Annotated in this window: 13 protein-coding genes and 1 tRNA gene; 11 read left to right on the top strand and 3 right to left on the bottom strand. The window is 39.8% G+C overall.

Features of this window, described 5'->3' with window-relative positions; all coding sequences use genetic code 11:
- Window positions 1-19: 19 nt before the first annotated feature.
- The 4 genes from LY624_RS08905 (at window position 20) to LY624_RS08890 (ending at window position 4,234) form a co-directional block, all read left to right on the top strand.
- Entirely contained in the window at window positions 20-478 is a 459-nt protein-coding gene (locus LY624_RS08905; RefSeq protein WP_036968198.1) for an Lrp/AsnC family transcriptional regulator, read from the top strand.
- A 148-nt stretch (window positions 479-626) separates the two neighbouring features.
- Window positions 627-2,183 (top strand): SulP family inorganic anion transporter, encoded by a 1,557-nt coding sequence (locus LY624_RS08900; RefSeq protein ID WP_062569154.1) that lies wholly within the window; start codon window positions 627-629, stop codon window positions 2,181-2,183.
- A 155-nt stretch (window positions 2,184-2,338) separates the two neighbouring features.
- Window positions 2,339-3,409 (top strand): sensor histidine kinase, encoded by a 1,071-nt coding sequence (locus LY624_RS08895; protein WP_062569153.1) that lies wholly within the window; start codon window positions 2,339-2,341, stop codon window positions 3,407-3,409.
- Window positions 3,410-4,234 carry a LytR/AlgR family response regulator transcription factor gene (locus LY624_RS08890; protein ID WP_130149944.1) on the top strand — a complete coding sequence of 275 codons (825 nt, stop codon included), beginning with the start codon at window positions 3,410-3,412 and terminating at the stop codon, window positions 4,232-4,234. It begins immediately after the preceding gene.
- A gap of 70 nt (window positions 4,235-4,304) precedes the next feature.
- Here the strand turns inward: LY624_RS08890 and pyk are convergent, their stop codons facing one another.
- Window positions 4,305-5,738 carry a pyruvate kinase gene (gene pyk, locus LY624_RS08885; RefSeq protein WP_130149943.1) on the bottom strand — a complete coding sequence of 478 codons (1,434 nt, stop codon included), beginning with the start codon at window positions 5,736-5,738 and terminating at the stop codon, window positions 4,305-4,307.
- 422 nt (window positions 5,739-6,160) lie between these two features.
- Here pyk and gndA point away from each other — a divergent pair, with 422 nt between their 5' ends.
- Window positions 6,161-7,534 carry an NADP-dependent phosphogluconate dehydrogenase gene (gene gndA, locus LY624_RS08880; RefSeq protein ID WP_062569150.1) on the top strand — a complete coding sequence of 458 codons (1,374 nt, stop codon included), beginning with the start codon at window positions 6,161-6,163 and terminating at the stop codon, window positions 7,532-7,534.
- Between the two features lie 58 nt (window positions 7,535-7,592).
- On the opposite strand, the gene ansA is transcribed toward gndA, so the two are convergent.
- Window positions 7,593-8,603, bottom strand: coding sequence for an asparaginase (gene ansA, locus LY624_RS08875; protein ID WP_054561413.1), 1,011 nt, complete (start codon window positions 8,601-8,603; stop codon window positions 7,593-7,595).
- A 58-nt stretch (window positions 8,604-8,661) separates the two neighbouring features.
- Window positions 8,662-10,527 carry a signal peptide peptidase SppA gene (sppA, locus tag LY624_RS08870; protein ID WP_341802804.1) on the bottom strand — a complete coding sequence of 622 codons (1,866 nt, stop codon included), beginning with the start codon at window positions 10,525-10,527 and terminating at the stop codon, window positions 8,662-8,664.
- 197 nt (window positions 10,528-10,724) lie between these two features.
- On the opposite strand from sppA, the gene LY624_RS08865 reads away from it, so the two are divergent.
- The 6 genes from LY624_RS08865 (at window position 10,725) to LY624_RS08840 (ending at window position 15,257) form a co-directional block, all read left to right on the top strand.
- Window positions 10,725-12,686: an oxidoreductase gene (locus LY624_RS08865; protein ID WP_237118509.1), complete on the top strand. Its 1,962-nt coding sequence runs from the start codon at window positions 10,725-10,727 to the stop codon at window positions 12,684-12,686.
- A gap of 68 nt (window positions 12,687-12,754) precedes the next feature.
- Window positions 12,755-13,453: an HvfX family Cu-binding RiPP maturation protein gene (locus LY624_RS08860; protein ID WP_341802803.1), complete on the top strand. Its 699-nt coding sequence runs from the start codon at window positions 12,755-12,757 to the stop codon at window positions 13,451-13,453.
- Window positions 13,454-13,525: 72 nt separating this feature from the next.
- Window positions 13,526-14,074, top strand: coding sequence for an NAD(P)H nitroreductase (locus LY624_RS08855; RefSeq protein WP_341802802.1), 549 nt, complete (start codon window positions 13,526-13,528; stop codon window positions 14,072-14,074).
- Window positions 14,075-14,271: 197 nt separating this feature from the next.
- Window positions 14,272-14,649 carry a hypothetical protein gene (locus tag LY624_RS08850; protein ID WP_130149938.1) on the top strand — a complete coding sequence of 126 codons (378 nt, stop codon included), beginning with the start codon at window positions 14,272-14,274 and terminating at the stop codon, window positions 14,647-14,649.
- 67 nt (window positions 14,650-14,716) lie between these two features.
- A tRNA-Ser gene (locus tag LY624_RS08845) sits at window positions 14,717-14,807 on the top strand.
- A 51-nt stretch (window positions 14,808-14,858) separates the two neighbouring features.
- A complete protein-coding gene (locus tag LY624_RS08840; RefSeq protein ID WP_237118512.1) occupies window positions 14,859-15,257 on the top strand; it encodes a hypothetical protein in 399 nt (132 codons plus the stop codon).
- The last annotated feature ends 27 nt before the right edge of the window (window positions 15,258-15,284 follow it).

Below are 15,284 nucleotides of genomic sequence, written 5' to 3'. Positions count from 1 at the left end.
TTAAAGAAAAAGAAATAAAATGTCTCTAAACCAAGTAGATCGCCAAATTTTGGCATTGTTACAGCAAGATGCTAGCTTATCAACGGCAGAAATTGCCGATAAAGTTGGTTTATCTCAATCTCCATGTTGGCGTCGTATCGCGAAGCTTGAGCAGGATGGCTATATCAAAGGTAAAGTTGCTTTGCTCGACGAAAAAAAGCTTGGCTTTGATATGTTGGTTTACGCCCACGTTCGCTTGTCTAACCACGGCAGAACAAATCTTGCTGAATTTGAACGTTTGATCATGAGTTATGATGAAGTCACTGAATGTTATAGTATGGCGGGGACAATGGACTTTATGTTGCGTATCATTTCAAAAGGAATAGAAGGTTATGAGCAGTTTGTTCGTGACAACCTTTTGAATCTAGAGTTCGTTCAAGAAGTACATTCGAATGTTACAATGACGTGTGTTAAACGTAGTACGTCGTTACCACTTTAATTCTTTTATTTACTACACTTAGTCTTTTTCAAAAAACGGCTAGCATTTTATGGTGCTAGCCGTTTTGTTGTTAATAATTGTTAACGTATCGAGTTTTTGCTAGAATTCTGCGCCTTGCCAAAATGCATTCATAAGAAAGAGGATCTTAATGTTTAACTTACTCAGCAAAGCCCCCAGCTCTGCTAAAAACGATATTTTATCAGGCCTGACTGTAGCGTTAGCATTAGTACCAGAAGCAGTTGCATTTGCTTTCGTTGCTAACGTTGAACCATTAGTCGGTTTATATGCTGCATTTATTGTTGGCTTAATAACGGCTATTTTCGGTGGTCGTCCAGGCATGATTTCAGGTGCTACAGGCGCACTGGCAGTTGTGATGGTAAGTTTAGTATTAGATCATGGTGTAGAATATTTATTTGCCACTGTACTATTAATGGGGATATTGCAGATCTTAGCGGGTGTTTTTAAGCTCGGTAAATTTATCCGCATGGTGCCACATCCAGTGATGTTGGGATTTGTAAACGGTTTGGCAATCGTTATTTTCTTAGCGCAGTTAGGGCAGTTTAAAGTACCGGATGGCATGGGCGGTCAGCAGTGGATGGAAGGTCAAGCACTTTATATTATGCTTGGTTTAGTTGCATTAACTATGGCTATTATTCATTTTTTGCCAAAGCTCACAACAGCAGTACCATCTTCGCTTGTTGCGATTGTGACCGTGACAGGTTTAGTCATTGGTCTGGATTTAGAAGCGCGCACGGTACTTGATTTTCTAAAAGGCATGACAGGTAACGAGCAAGCGACTATTGCAGGTGGCTTACCTGAATTTCATATTCCTATGGTGCCTTTCAATTTAGAAACGCTTAAAATTATTTTCCCTTACGCATTAGTCCTAGCGGCAATTGGCTTAATTGAATCATTATTAACACTCACTTTAATTGATGAGATCACAGAAACTCGCGGCCACAGTAATAAAGAGTGTATAGGTCAAGGTGCTGCCAATGTAACCTGTGGTTTTTTTGGTGCAATGGGTGGTTGTGCCATGATTGGTCAATCAATGATCAATATAAACTCGGGTGGTCGTTCACGTTTATCTGGCATTAGTGCAGCTTTATTGCTTCTTGTTTTTATCGTGTTTGCAGCAAGTTTAATCGAGATGATCCCATTAGCAGCGCTAGTTGGTGTTATGTTTATGGTTGTTTTAGGCACATTTGAGTGGGCAAGTTTCAAAATGATGAAGCGAGTACCTAAGTCAGATGCGTTTGTGATTGTATTAGTCTCAGGTGTAACCGTTGCAACCGACTTAGCAATAGCGGTTTGTGTGGGTGTTATTGTATCTGCACTGGTATTTGCTTGGCAGCATGCGAAGCACATTTACACAAGTAATTACATAGACGAACAAGGTTCAAAAGTATATGAACTGCATGGCCCATTGTTCTTTGGCTCAGTGAAAAACTTTGCTGAATTATTTGATGTTAAAAATGATCCTCAAGATGTGATCATTGAATTTAAGCACAGCCGTGTTGCTGACCATAGTGCAATTGAAGCCATAGATAGCCTAGCGGATAAATATAAGAAAGCAGGTAAGCAATTACACTTACGTCATTTGAGTCCTGATTGCATTCAACTCCTTCATAAAGCACGTGATATTGTTGAAGTTAATGTGATTGAAGATCCAAATTATAAAGTGGCTTCAGATAAATTAGCTTAAAAATAAAGCAATGATAAAGCGAAGGCTGTAGTAGTCTTCGCTTTTTTAATGCCTGAAGAATGCGGTAAGGCTATAAAAAATCAAGATAGGCGGCAGTGCTTTATTCTCGTGACTATCGGTATAATAAAAATAAGTATATAAGGTAACTCGTTATTTTGAATTGGCAATCTTTAGTTGATAATCGACAACGTTTTTTCTGGGTCCTGCAGATCGCTGGCTGGATTGGCTATGCATTAGTAAATTATATAGGCTCAAAAGTATTTGAAATGCGTGACATATACGTGTTTGTTATCGTTTTGAATGCTTATGCAGGATGCTTAATGACGATACCTTTACGCTATATGTATAGGAAAGTATGGAACGCGTCACCATGGGTATTAATGCTCGTTGTTTTTGGTGCGTCTTATTTGACGGGAACGCTTTGGGCAGTAGTACAAAAGTTTAACTTATGGGAAATATATCGCCATGGTTATAGGCCAAATGAGTGGTTTTATTACCTTCAACAAGGTTTAGATTCTGTCTATATCATTTTGTGTTGGAGTGGTTTGTACTTTGGAATTAAGTATTACCAGCTTTTACAAAGTGAGCGACAAAAAGCGTTAAAAGCAACAACAATGGCCCATGAAGCTCAACTAAAAATGCTTCGTTATCAGTTAAACCCGCATTTTTTATTTAATACGCTTAATGCTATTTCTACATTGATATTGGTAAAAGAGAACAAAGATGCAAATCTAATGGTCTCTAAGTTAAGTGACTTTTTACGTTATACGTTAAACACAGATCCAATCAAAAAAGTCCCATTAGAGCAGGAGTTACATGCTTTAATGTTGTACTTAGAAATTGAAAGAGTACGTTTTGATGAACGTTTGCAGGTAAATGTTGAAGTGAGTGAGCAAGCAAAAGAAGCGCTAGTGCCAAGTTTAATACTGCAACCGATCATCGAAAATGCCATTAAGTATGCTATTGCACAACTAAATGAAGGTGGTGTGATTGATATAAAAGCACAAGTTTTCGCAAATGAACTATTATTGGAAGTAGGCGATAATGGTCCTGGTACCGAGCTGATAAATGGCCAACTGGTTAATTCTCAAGGCGTTGGCATAGCAAATACCAAAGACCGACTAAAAACACTTTATGAGAACAATTATTCGTTTGTACTCTCTGACAATACGCCAAGTGGATTAAAGGTAAATCTGCGTGTTCCGTTTGAAAAGGCTGTTAAATAAATGAGCAAAATTAGAACGCTGATTGTTGATGACGAACCATTAGCCAGAAAAGGCTTAGCTGTACGACTTTCTGAGTTTGACGATTTGGAAGTTATTCGTTTATGTAGCAATGGACAAGAAGCAATTGATGAGTGTTTATCTGGTAACATTCAATTAGTATTTTTGGATATCCAAATGCCAAACATGAATGGTTTTGAAGTCGCGCGAGCATTAAGCGAGAGTGTTAATCCATTACCAGCAATTGTTTTTGTAACGGCATTTGATCAGTTTGCTGTTAAAGCATTCGAAATTCATGCATTGGATTATATTCTTAAACCAGTCGATGACAACAGACTAAAACAGGCGGTAGAGAAAGTGCATACCTATTTAAAGACACAACAAGATAACGCCCATAAGAAGAAACTAGCGAGCTTTGTTGCGGGTATTACAGGTAACAACTGCGAAGAAATTTTAAAGAAATTAGCAACAGGAGATAGCCTAGCAGATAGGCGTTACCCAGAATCACTCGCTGTAAAAGAGCAGGGTGAGATTGTTCGTGTGCCTGTGGTGACAATTCAATGGGTTGATGCGGCAGGTGATTATATGTGCCTACATTGCCAAGACGGACAAACACATATCTTACGTAAAACTATGAAAGAGCTTGAACAAGAGCTCGACCCGCAATTATTTGTACGTGTTCATCGTAGTGCTATTGTAAATACTAAGCAAATTAGCAAGCTTGTAACGCAAGTAAGCGGTGAATATTTATTAGTGCTTGATAACGGCCAAGAATTAAAAGTGAGCCGTAGCTACCGTGATAAAGTAAAAGCAGCACTGGCCAGCTAGTTAACAATAGACACTAATTAAGTCAAAAAGGCGCATTAAATGCGCCTTTTTAACGAGTAATTGTACTAGTTTAAACTGTTACAATCTTCATTGTGTTTGTAGCACCAATTGTTTCCATCGCATCACCGTGCGTTAAGATCACTGTATCGCCAGCCACAAGAGAACCAAGCTCAACCAGTGTGTTTAATGCGTCACGAACCATGCTGTCATCTTCACATTTTGTTGAATCGAAGAATACAGGATAAACGCCACGGTAAAGAGCTGTTTGACCCAATGTGCTTGCATGACGTGATAGTGAGTAAATTGGTAGACCAGAGCTAATACGCGACATTAACTTAGCTGTGCTGCCTGATTCTGTTAGTGTCACAATCGCTTTTACAGAATCTAAATGATTAGCTGCATACATAGCAGATAAGGCTATTGATTCAGCATTTGATGAAAAACGGCTGTCTAAACGGTGTTTAGAGACGTGCGTTTCTTTTTGAGATTCTGCACCCAAACAAACGCGGGCCATAGTAGCAACAGTTTCTTCGGGGTAGTCACCAGCGGCTGTTTCAGCTGATAGCATAACGGCATCAGTGCCATCAAGTACTGCGTTTGCAACGTCCATAACCTCTGCACGGGTTGGCATTGGGTTATCGATCATTGATTCCATCATTTGTGTTGCTGTAACAACAGTACGGTTTAGTGAGCGCGCACGGCTAATGATAAGTTTTTGTTTACCAACAAGGGCTGCATCACCAATTTCAACACCAAGGTCACCACGTGCAACCATAACAGCGTCAGAAGCAAGTACGATATCGTCAATAGCTTCAACTGTTTCAACCGCTTCTGCACGTTCTATTTTTGCAAGAAGTTGCGCGTTCGAGCCAGCTGCTTCTGCTAAAGAGCGAACATAACGCATGTCATCGCCACTACGTGGGAATGAAACAGCAATGTAATCAACGCCAATTTCAGTGGCAGTGATTAAATCTTCTTTGTCTTTATCAGTGAAAGCAGGGGCTGTTAAGCCACCGCCTAAACGGTTAATCCCTTTATTGTTTGAAAGTACGCCACCAACAGTAACAGTCGTGTGAACTAGGGCACCATCTACGCTATCAACTGTTAATTGAATTAAGCCGTCGTTTAATAGTAGTAAGTCACCTGATTTAACATCGTTTGGTAACTCTTTATAGTCGATACCTACCGCGTTTACGTCGCCTTGGCCTTTTTCCATTTCTGCATCAAGAGTAAATTTTGCGCCTACTTCTAGGTTTACTTTACCATCTTTGAAAGTTGAGACACGAATTTTAGGGCCTTGTAAGTCGGCCAGAATAGCAACGTGCTTGCTTAAACGCTTAGCAATGCTGCGTACCGCTTCAGCGCGGTCTTTATGATCTTGTGCTACACCATGTGAGAAGTTCAAACGAACAACATTTGCACCTGCACGAATAATTTTTTCTAGGTTGTTATCGCGATCGGTTGCCGGTCCAAGGGTCGCAACAATTTTTGTGCGTCTTAGCATCAAATTCTCCTGTGCGCTTAATTAAATTAAGCAAATTGATGGTTATCTATTAAAAAGCCGTGCAATTAAACCATTTATAATTGGCTTATACATAAGCACGCTGTAGAACTCATAAGTAAAAATAGTGTTCTTACGTATGAGAATCAGACTGTCTGTATCAAATTGTAATATACAAAGTAACAATGACGTTATTATGACACCGGTGTCAGGTAGCGTCAATACACATACCTTTTTAAAGGGTATTATAAAAATCTGGTCCGATGCCTGCGTTATTTTGATATACTGACCATAACGTCGCTTCATGATTTTGATGATTTATATCAACTTAGCTTACAAGCTCGCATTTTTGGGCTGCTTGGGTATAATGCGCGCGTAATTATTTTGATTAACTAACCAATAGTTGTTACCGAGGAGGACACTAAATGCAAGTTGCATTAGTAGGGTTAGGCGTTATGGGTAAAAATCTTGCCCTCAACCTGATTGAAAAAGGGCTGACATTAGTAGCTTATGATAAAAACCCTGATGCGGGTGCTGAGTTACTAAGCTGTGCGAAAACGCTTGGTTTGGCAGACCGTTTACACATAGTGTCTGATTTAAATGATATGGTTAGACGCTTAGAACCGCCTCGTTCAATCTTACTATTAGTTCCTGCTGGTGAATTGGTTGATAAAGTATGTACAGAGCTTGCAGAAGCAGGTGTTGACTGTGATGACATAATTGTAGATTGCGGCAACAGTAACTACAAAGACGGCATTAGCCGTAAACTTAAATATCAAAACAAATTTGAATTTGCCACTATGGGTATTTCTGGCGGTGCAGAAGGTGCGCGTCATGGTCCTGCTATGATGGCGAGTGGTTCAGAAGGCGGCTGGGAACGTGTAGAGCCGTGGTTTGAAAAAGTAGCGGCAAGCTACAAAGGTGAGTCGTGTTTTGCGCGTGTAGGCCAATCTGCAAGTGGTCACTTTGTAAAAATGGTTCACAACGGTATTGAATATGCGTTAATGCAGTTAATTGCTGAAATGTACCAATTACTGCGTTTAGGCACCAATCGTTCACCGAAAGAAGTGGCTGATATTTTCAATGACTGGTCAGAAGGGACTTTAAATAGCTACTTACTGTCAATTTCAAGCCATATCTTAAGCCTTGAAACAACAGAAGGTGAGCCACTAGTCGATTTAATCGATAATAAGGTTGGCGCTAAAGGCACTGGCCTATGGACTGCACAAAATGCGCTAGAACTTGGCATTGCAGTGCCATCATTAGTGGCGGCTGTACAAGCTCGTCACTTAACAAATACTTGTGATACACATGCAGCGAAAGAAATGACTTACGCTGCTAAAGCAACTGACTCAGTTGATTTAGATTTGGATGAGTTAAAAGATGCATTCACACTGGCAAGTTTACTTGCTTATCGTCAAGGCTTAGCACTTATCAAAGGTGCGTCTCGTGCCCATCAGTGGAAAGTTGACCTTTCGAAAACGCTACAAACATGGCGCGCTGGTTGTATCATCCGTGCAGATTACTTAGATAATGTAGCTGAAGGTGTAGAGTTTATCGATTCTATGCAGCGTGAATCAGCAGCATTACGTAAAGTGACAGGCGCAGCAGTTGCATCTGGTCTTGCGTTCCCTGTGTTAACAGCAACACAAACTTACATTGCGACGTTAACAACACCAAGTAATGGTCACCTTGTTCAAGCACAACGTGACTACTTCGGTGAGCATGGTATTAAAACTCACAGTGGTGAGATTTGTCATTTAACAGACTTAGTTGAGATTGACGAAAAAGTTCGTTAATTATCAAAAGTATAAAAAAGGCACCAGTTGGTGCCTTTTTTGTATTCAATTGTATTGATTATCGGCTTAATTCACCACGCAGGTTGTCTTGCATCAAGTGACGAATTGTTTCTACTTCAAGCTTTTGACTAAATAAGTAGTGTAACTTGGTTAAACACGCTTCTAATGTCATATCGTAGCCACTGATCACACCACAATTTAATAAGGCATTACCCGTTGCATAACCCCCCATGTTCACTTGACCTTTTAAGCATTGTGTTAGGTTAACAATCACCATACCGCGTTTACTAGCGTCATTTAGAATATCTAAAAACGCTGGATCTTGTGGGGCATTACCCACACCAAAGCTAAGTAAAACAAGTGCTTTGATGTCATCATTAACTAAGCTTTTTACCACTTTAGGGCTTATACCAGGGTATAGATAAAGCACACCAATTGGTTGTGGTGTAATATTCGATACCTGTAATTCGTTATCAACGTAAGGGCTAAGTTGCCCTTTGATAAGTTGAATATTAATTCCAGATAATGCTAAAGGTTCAAGGTTAGGTGAAGCAAACGCATCAAAACCATCGGCATGGGCTTTTGTTGCACGGTTACCACGAAACAGTTGGTTATTAAAAAACAGGCTTACTTCAGCAATTGGGTAATTAGCGGCTAAATACATTGCATTAAGTAAATTTACTTGGCCATCAGAACGAAGCTGCGACAGTGGAATTTGCGAGCCCGTCACAATCACAGGTTTTGTTAGATTTTCGAACATGAAAGACAAGGCAGAAGCTGTGTAGGCCATGGTATCGGTACCATGCAAAACTACAAAGCCATCATAATCTTGGTATTTACTTTTAATATCGTCAGCAATGAGTTGCCAGTGGGCAGGGGACATATCTGAAGAATCAATGAGCGGGCAATATTCGTGAATATCAAACAAAGGCATTTCATCGCGATTAAACTCTGCATTATTAACCACTGTTTCGGTTAAAAAACCTTCTGCCGGAACATAACCGCGACTTGATTTTTTCATCCCGATTGTGCCGCCCGTGTAGGCGATATATATACGTTTACGTTTCATAAAAAAGCCCAGTAAAATAACTGGGCTTAGTATACCTAAAATTGCTTAGCGAAGTAAGTTATTGAATTACGTTGCATACTAAACAACGAGCGTAAACACCTTGTGGGTCGTTGTAATCTTTTAGGTTATCAATTTCACTACTTAACTGATTAATAAGGCTTTGTAAGTTAGCTTGTGTAGCCAGTACTGATTGTGATGAGTCAGACTTAGCAAAGAAGCTCTTAACAGCTGCTGTACCAAAGATATCTAGCAGCATTTGCTCTTGAGGAGTTAAAGACTGTTTAATAGTTTTAACATCGTAATGAGCCAGCTTAGCAAGTTCAGCCGCTGCTTTTATAGCATCTTGCTTATCACCTAGTTTATCGACTAAACCAAGTTCTTTTGCTTGGGTCGCAATCCATACACGGCCTTGTGCTATTTCATTCACTTGTTCTGGTGTCATGTTACGTGCTTCAGCTACTACATTTAAGAAGCGCTGATAAGCATCTTCTACACTCAATTGAATGATATCGGCCATTTTCTCATCAAGTGGGCGAGCAATCGAAAAGCCAGCAAGATCGGTCGTTGCCACACCATCTGAATAAATACCTAATTCAGCCATGGTATTTTCAAACGTCATGAAAGTACCGAACACACCGATTGAACCCGTAATTGTGCTAGGGGCAGCCCAAATCTCGTTAGCGGCAGATGCAATCCAGTAACCACCTGATGCTGCCACTGAGCTCATTGAAGCGATAACCGGTTTGCCAGCAGCTTTAAGCGCTAATACTTCGGCGCGAATAACTTCAGACGCGAACATACTTCCGCCACCTGAATCAATGCGAAGCACAACGGCTTTTACTTTGTCATCAAGGCGCGCTTCACGAAGTAGAGCGGCGGTAGAGTCGCCACCAATCTCACCTGCTTTGCGTTCACCGTCTACGATGGTTCCTTTAGCTACGACAACAGCTACTTTTTCAGTGATTGGGTTATCAAATTCAATAGGTGGCTTCACAAGCGATAAATACTCACGGAAGCTAACCTGTTTAAAGGTTTTGCCTGTTTCTTCAGTACCAACTACATCAATTAATTGTTGACGAATTTGTTGTGACGTTTTCAGAGAGTCAACCCATTGGTTGTTTAGTGCATATTGACCTGAGTTACCATTAACGGCTTGCATTTTAGCAAGGTAGACATCCATATCTTCATCGAAATTGCTTTCATCGAATGGACGGCTTGCAGCGACGTCTGTTTTATATTCGTTCCAAAGTGCGGTTAGCCACACATTGTTTGCCTCTTTTGCAGCCTCAGACATGTCGTTACGAATGAATGGTTCAACGGCTGACTTATAAGTGCCTACACGGAAAATATGTTGTGTTACTTTAAGCTTCTCAAGTGCATCTTTGAAATAAAGTGGGAACATGCCATAGCCTTCAATACTTACACCACCATAAGGGTGCATTGACACCTCGTTAGCATGAGCCGCGATATAATATTGTGCTTGCGTGTAGTAATAGCCCGTTGCAACAACTTGCTTACCCGCATCTTTAAATGCATCAATAGCGTTTGTTATTTGCTTTAACTTATTGATATGTGCACTTGGCATTTTTTGTAGATCAAGCAGCATAACTGAGATACGATCATCTTTGGTTGCTTGATTAATAACTTCAATGACATCATCAAGTAAAATTTCTGATGGTACTTCTTGCCCCATAGTTGCATCGTTGATAGCTGCTTCAACAGGGTCAACATAGGTTTTCTCTTCAACAATTGGTCCATTTAGGTTTAGACGTAATACAGTGCCATCGGCCACTTTTACTTTGTCTTCTTCACTAGATATAGCAACAATAAATAGTATTACTAGTAGTAAAAAAATAATGTTGAGAACCAATCGGCGTGAGAAGTTAATCCCTGCCCAAATGCCTTTAAATATCTTTGCTAGCAAAATAAATCCTTAATTCAGTACAACTTAGTAGTTAACTCATCTTAGCTCAGAATAATCTTAAAATTAACTGTTAAATAGTAACAGAGTGTTTAAATCAACAAATTGCTACAGATTATTAGATGCTAAAAGTTGATTATTTACAGTTATTGCAGCAGAATCTAATTATTATAGAGGTTAGACCAGTTAACGGGGCACACATGTTAGAACAAAAATTACAATTACCGCATACTGAACTTCGTAATCGTTTGGTTATGGGATCAATGCATACAGGACTTGAAGAAGGCTGGCATAACCGTAAACGCTTACGTGCATTTTATGAAGCAAGGGCGAAAGGGGGCACAGGTTTAATTATTACCGGCGGGTATAGCCCAAATATACGTGGTAAACTAACCCCATTTGCTTCAACGTTTAGCTCTTATTATGATGTGATTAAACACCGTGCTTATACAGAGGCTGTGCATGAGCAAGGTGGAAAAATCTGCTTGCAGTTATTGCATGCTGGACGGTATGCCTATCATCCATTTAACCAAGCGCCAAGTGCAATTAAAGCACCTATCAATCCTTATAAACCTAAAGCAATGTCACTAGGTTCAATTAAAAAGACCATCAAAGATTTTGCGAACTCTGCAAAGCTTGCTGAAAAAGCTGGCTATGATGGTGTTGAAATCATGGGTTCAGAAGGGTATCTGATCAATGAATTTATGGCTAATCACACAAATAAACGTACCGATAGCTATGGCGGTAGTTTAGAAAATCGCATGCGTTTGGCTGTTGAGATTGTTAAAGCTGTTAGAGCAAAAGTAACTAAGAAATTTATTATTGTTTTTCGCCTATCAGTCATGGATCTGATCCCTAATGGTTCAACGCCTGATGAAGTCAAGCAACAAGCTATTGCACTTGAACAGGCGGGAGTAGACATATTCAATACTGGAATTGGTTGGCATGAAGCGCGTGTTCCAACTATTGCCAGTATGGTTCCGCCTGGTGCATTTAAAGAAGCTTCGAAAAGGTTAAAAGACACTGTGTCAGTACCTGTTGTGGCTGTAAATCGTATTAATACTCCTGAAATTGCCAATAGCATTTTAGAGGCAGGTGAGTCAGATCTTATTTCTATGGCTCGCCCGCTTTTGGCTGATCCTGAGTTATTTAATAAATACATTAATAATAAGTCTGAACAAATTAATGTTTGCATTGGTTGTAACCAAGGCTGTTTAGATCATGTATTTAAAAATAAACGGGCGACATGTTTGGTCAATCCACAAGCGGCGTTTGAATTAGACTATAGTTTAGAAAAAGCATCGTCTTCACGTTTAGTGCTAGTTGTGGGAGCAGGGCCTGCTGGTCTTGCTGCGAGTTGTTATCTTGCACAAAAAGGTCATAAAGTTACACTCATTGAGCGCAAAGAGAAAATGGGTGGTCAATTCAATCTGGCTATGCAAATACCGGGTAAAGAAGATTTTAATCATACCCTTAACTACTTCACTAACGAATTAACGCGTCTTAATGTTGATCTAAAACTTGGTACTGAATTTACAGATAATATGCTTAATCAATACGATGACGTTGTGTTTGCAACGGGCGTACGTCCACGTGAAGCGAAAATCGAATGCAGTGATGGTAAACGTGTATTCGCTTATGATGAAGTGATTCGAGGTGAAGTAGAGCTCGGCGAAAAAATTGCTATATTGGGTGCTGGTGGCATTGGTTTTGATATGGTGGCATTTTTAAGTGAACACAAAGGTCAAACTATTGAGCAGTTTAAAACCCAGTGGGGAATAGAGTGTGAAGCCAAGCCAGACAAAGATACACGTAAGCTTTATATGCTTAAGCGAAGTGAAGGGCGCTTTGGTAGCGACTTAGGTAAAACGACAGGCTGGATACATCGCCAAGTTGCTAAACAACATGGTGTAACACAAATAGCAGAATGTCAGTACTTAAGCTTTGATAAGCAGGGTTTGAAGATCACAGTCAAAGGCGAAGAGAAAGTGTTAGATGTTGATACAGTCATAGCATGTATCGGTCAAGTGTCTAACAATGAAACGTTTGCAAATGATAAAGAAAATGCAAAAGTTCACGTTATTGGTGGGGCAAAGTTAGCGGCAGCCATTGATGCTAAGCGTGCAATTTTTGAAGCGTTACAGGTAGCTAGAAAAATCTAATTGAAATAAACGCCAGCTATACGTGGTCTTAGTCTATACTAATTATTAGTCTTATAACTGAGGCCACAATGTTGAATACTTTACTAAAATCATATGATCAATCCTTAAATAAACTCCGTATTTTTGACGGTGTTCCTGCTCTTCTTATCAGATTTATCTTAGCTCCGGTTATGATAATAGCCGGCTTCAATAAGCTTGCACTGAGTGGTGATGTTTCTCATTTTTATCAATACTTTTTGGCGTCCGAAGATATCATCGCATGGTTTGGAAATGAAGAGTGGGGCCTTGGTTTACCTTTTCCTGCACTGTTAGCTTTTCTAGCCGCATGGACAGAGTTTTTGGGCGGAATACTATTGTTTTTTGGGTTTTTAACTCGACTTGTGACTATACCACTTATGATTACCATGTTAGTAGCCGCAACGACTGTTCATAGTGAACATGGCTGGTTTGCTGTTACTCCTACAGATGCGAGTACAAGCCCTGCGCGTGTTTTAAGCTGGGTAAATATCCCAGGTGCACAAGAAAGCTTAGACAATTCAGCGCAAGCCTCAGAAAGATTAACTAAAATGCGCGATTTATTAGAAACACATGGCCATACCGGTTATCTATACGAAACAGGTCGACCAGTGATTTTAAATAATGGTATAGAATTCTCAGCAATTTATTTTGTTATGCTTTTGAGCCTATTCTTTATGGGGGGCGGAAGATATTTGAGTATTGATTACTGGTTAGTTACAAAGCGAACTAATGACTTTATTGATAACTAGAATAAGTGTTAAGCTTCAATTTTATAGCCCCTATTAATTAGGGGCTTCGTATTATGTATTTACGGATTTAAAATGGACGCTTTAACGCTATTACAAACTCGACAGTCTGATCCAAGGCTTGTTGCACCAGGCCCTTCACAAGAGCAATTATCAATTATTAAGCGCGCAGCACTGAAAGTGCCTGATCATGGTTGCATAGCACCGTGGCGATTTATTGTTGCACAAGGCGAGGCGCTACATAAGTTAGGTGAAATTTATCACCAAGCAGCAGTTGCTGAGCAGCAAGATGCAAGAACCATTGAACGAGCAAAATCTCTACCATTACGTGCACCCATGGTAATAATTGCAATTGCTAATGTTGTTGATAATCTAAAAGTACCGCGTATTGAGCAAGTACAAAGTGCTGGATGCAGCGTACTAACAATGCAACAAGCTGCTTTTGCGCAAGGACTAGGTGGGATTTGGAGAACGGGTTATTTTGCGCAAAGTCCTTTCGTGAAATCTGCTTTAGGGTGCAAAGAGGAGGATGAAATCGTCGGGTTCTTATATCTAGGAACACCAGAAGTGGACTGCAAAAAGCCGGTAAGACACGAGCCATCACGATTTTTTGAAAATTTATAATTATTTTTGAACTTTCTTGTACTTTAATAGTCAGATCTGATTAAGCTTGCTTATGTTACTTTTTTCAAGTTTATCTTTGCTGTAAGAAGCGCTTGGACGCAAAACTAAAAAATCTTCTTCGGTATGTTTTTTAATCGGTTGTTTTTTGATAATGTAATGGAAGTCTCAGAAAAATAACGATAAAGAAGACGAGAAAAATGGGAAACTTATTTTTACGTGAAAAAGAAAATTGGTTCGCTTGGTCATTATGGGGATTAATTGGCGCTATTATTACGTTTTTTGTTGCAATGTCGACTAAAGCTCCCCAATTCTTAGGATTGTCGGCCGTAGGGGTGTTATTTCTACTCACATGGTGGATGCAAAGTACAAAACGGTTTGATTTCGGGCGTGCATTTAAAATATGTTGCTACGTTCTGACATTTACAAGCTTACCTGCTTTTTTACTTGTTATCGTTCCAAGCGACAACTTTAATCGCATCGATGTTGTTGTTCAAGCAGCTGCCTTTGCACTTATAAGCGTGTTAATTTGCTTGATTTGCTCATGGATAGCAAGACGGCCCAAGCAATATTATTAACTTTATTGAATATTTTAAAAATAAACCTTTACAAAAAACTCAGTAAACACTATTATGCGCGCCGTACGGAGAGATGGCAGAGTGGTCGAATGCACCGGTCTTGAAAACCGGCAGGGGTTTGTAGCCCCTCTAGGGTTCAAATCCCTATCTCTCCACCATTATTTAAAAAACCGCCTAACTGGCGGTTTTTTGCTTTCTGGAGATAAATAATGCCGACAAGCGAACCTTCAAAACTACAACGTATTATCAAACATGTGTTGCTGTGGTCAGTTTTTTCCTATTTTTATCATAGTGGTGTAACTGTTCTTGTTGCAATGGCGCATGATGCTAAGCCAGAACACAGTCTATTAACTGCCATTGCATATGGTATAGGTTTCAATACGCTTGTAGCTCATTTGATTGGTAAATATGATAAACATTGGCCAATTATTGCCGCGTCATATATCGCACTTGGCGGGTTACTTGTTGTGCCTTTGGTTCTTACAGGCACGGCAGGGTTAATGAATGTGTACTTTATTCCAGTAATGGTTATAAGCTTACCAATCGCTACCTTTATCGTTGAGAAAATAAAGCAACGAATTAGTTTAAACACTGACCAAACGCAGTAAAACTAGGCGATATTCAGTGTTTTTTTA

The organism is Pseudoalteromonas sp. N1230-9 (assembly GCF_032716425.1).
Lineage (GTDB): Bacteria > Pseudomonadota > Gammaproteobacteria > Enterobacterales > Alteromonadaceae > Pseudoalteromonas.
This window is presented reverse-complemented; position numbering and strand designations above follow the sequence as displayed.

What these genes read in the sequence shown, in the direction of transcription:
- LY624_RS08905 (WP_036968198.1), top strand. Translation starts at nt 20, where the DNA reads ATGTCTCTAAACCAAGTAGATCGCCAAATTTTGGCATTGTTACAGCAA.
- LY624_RS08900 (WP_062569154.1), top strand. Translation starts at nt 627, where the DNA reads ATGTTTAACTTACTCAGCAAAGCCCCCAGCTCTGCTAAAAACGATATT.
- LY624_RS08890 (WP_130149944.1), top strand. Translation starts at nt 3,410, where the DNA reads ATGAGCAAAATTAGAACGCTGATTGTTGATGACGAACCATTAGCCAGA.
- pyk (WP_130149943.1), bottom strand. Translation starts at nt 5,738, where the DNA reads ATGCTAAGACGCACAAAAATTGTTGCGACCCTTGGACCGGCAACCGAT.
- gndA (WP_062569150.1), top strand. Translation starts at nt 6,161, where the DNA reads ATGCAAGTTGCATTAGTAGGGTTAGGCGTTATGGGTAAAAATCTTGCC.
- ansA (WP_054561413.1), bottom strand. Translation starts at nt 8,603, where the DNA reads ATGAAACGTAAACGTATATATATCGCCTACACGGGCGGCACAATCGGG.
- LY624_RS08865 (WP_237118509.1), top strand. Translation starts at nt 10,725, where the DNA reads ATGTTAGAACAAAAATTACAATTACCGCATACTGAACTTCGTAATCGT.
- LY624_RS08860 (WP_341802803.1), top strand. Translation starts at nt 12,755, where the DNA reads ATGTTGAATACTTTACTAAAATCATATGATCAATCCTTAAATAAACTC.
- LY624_RS08855 (WP_341802802.1), top strand. Translation starts at nt 13,526, where the DNA reads ATGGACGCTTTAACGCTATTACAAACTCGACAGTCTGATCCAAGGCTT.
- LY624_RS08850 (WP_130149938.1), top strand. Translation starts at nt 14,272, where the DNA reads ATGGGAAACTTATTTTTACGTGAAAAAGAAAATTGGTTCGCTTGGTCA.
- LY624_RS08840 (WP_237118512.1), top strand. Translation starts at nt 14,859, where the DNA reads ATGCCGACAAGCGAACCTTCAAAACTACAACGTATTATCAAACATGTG.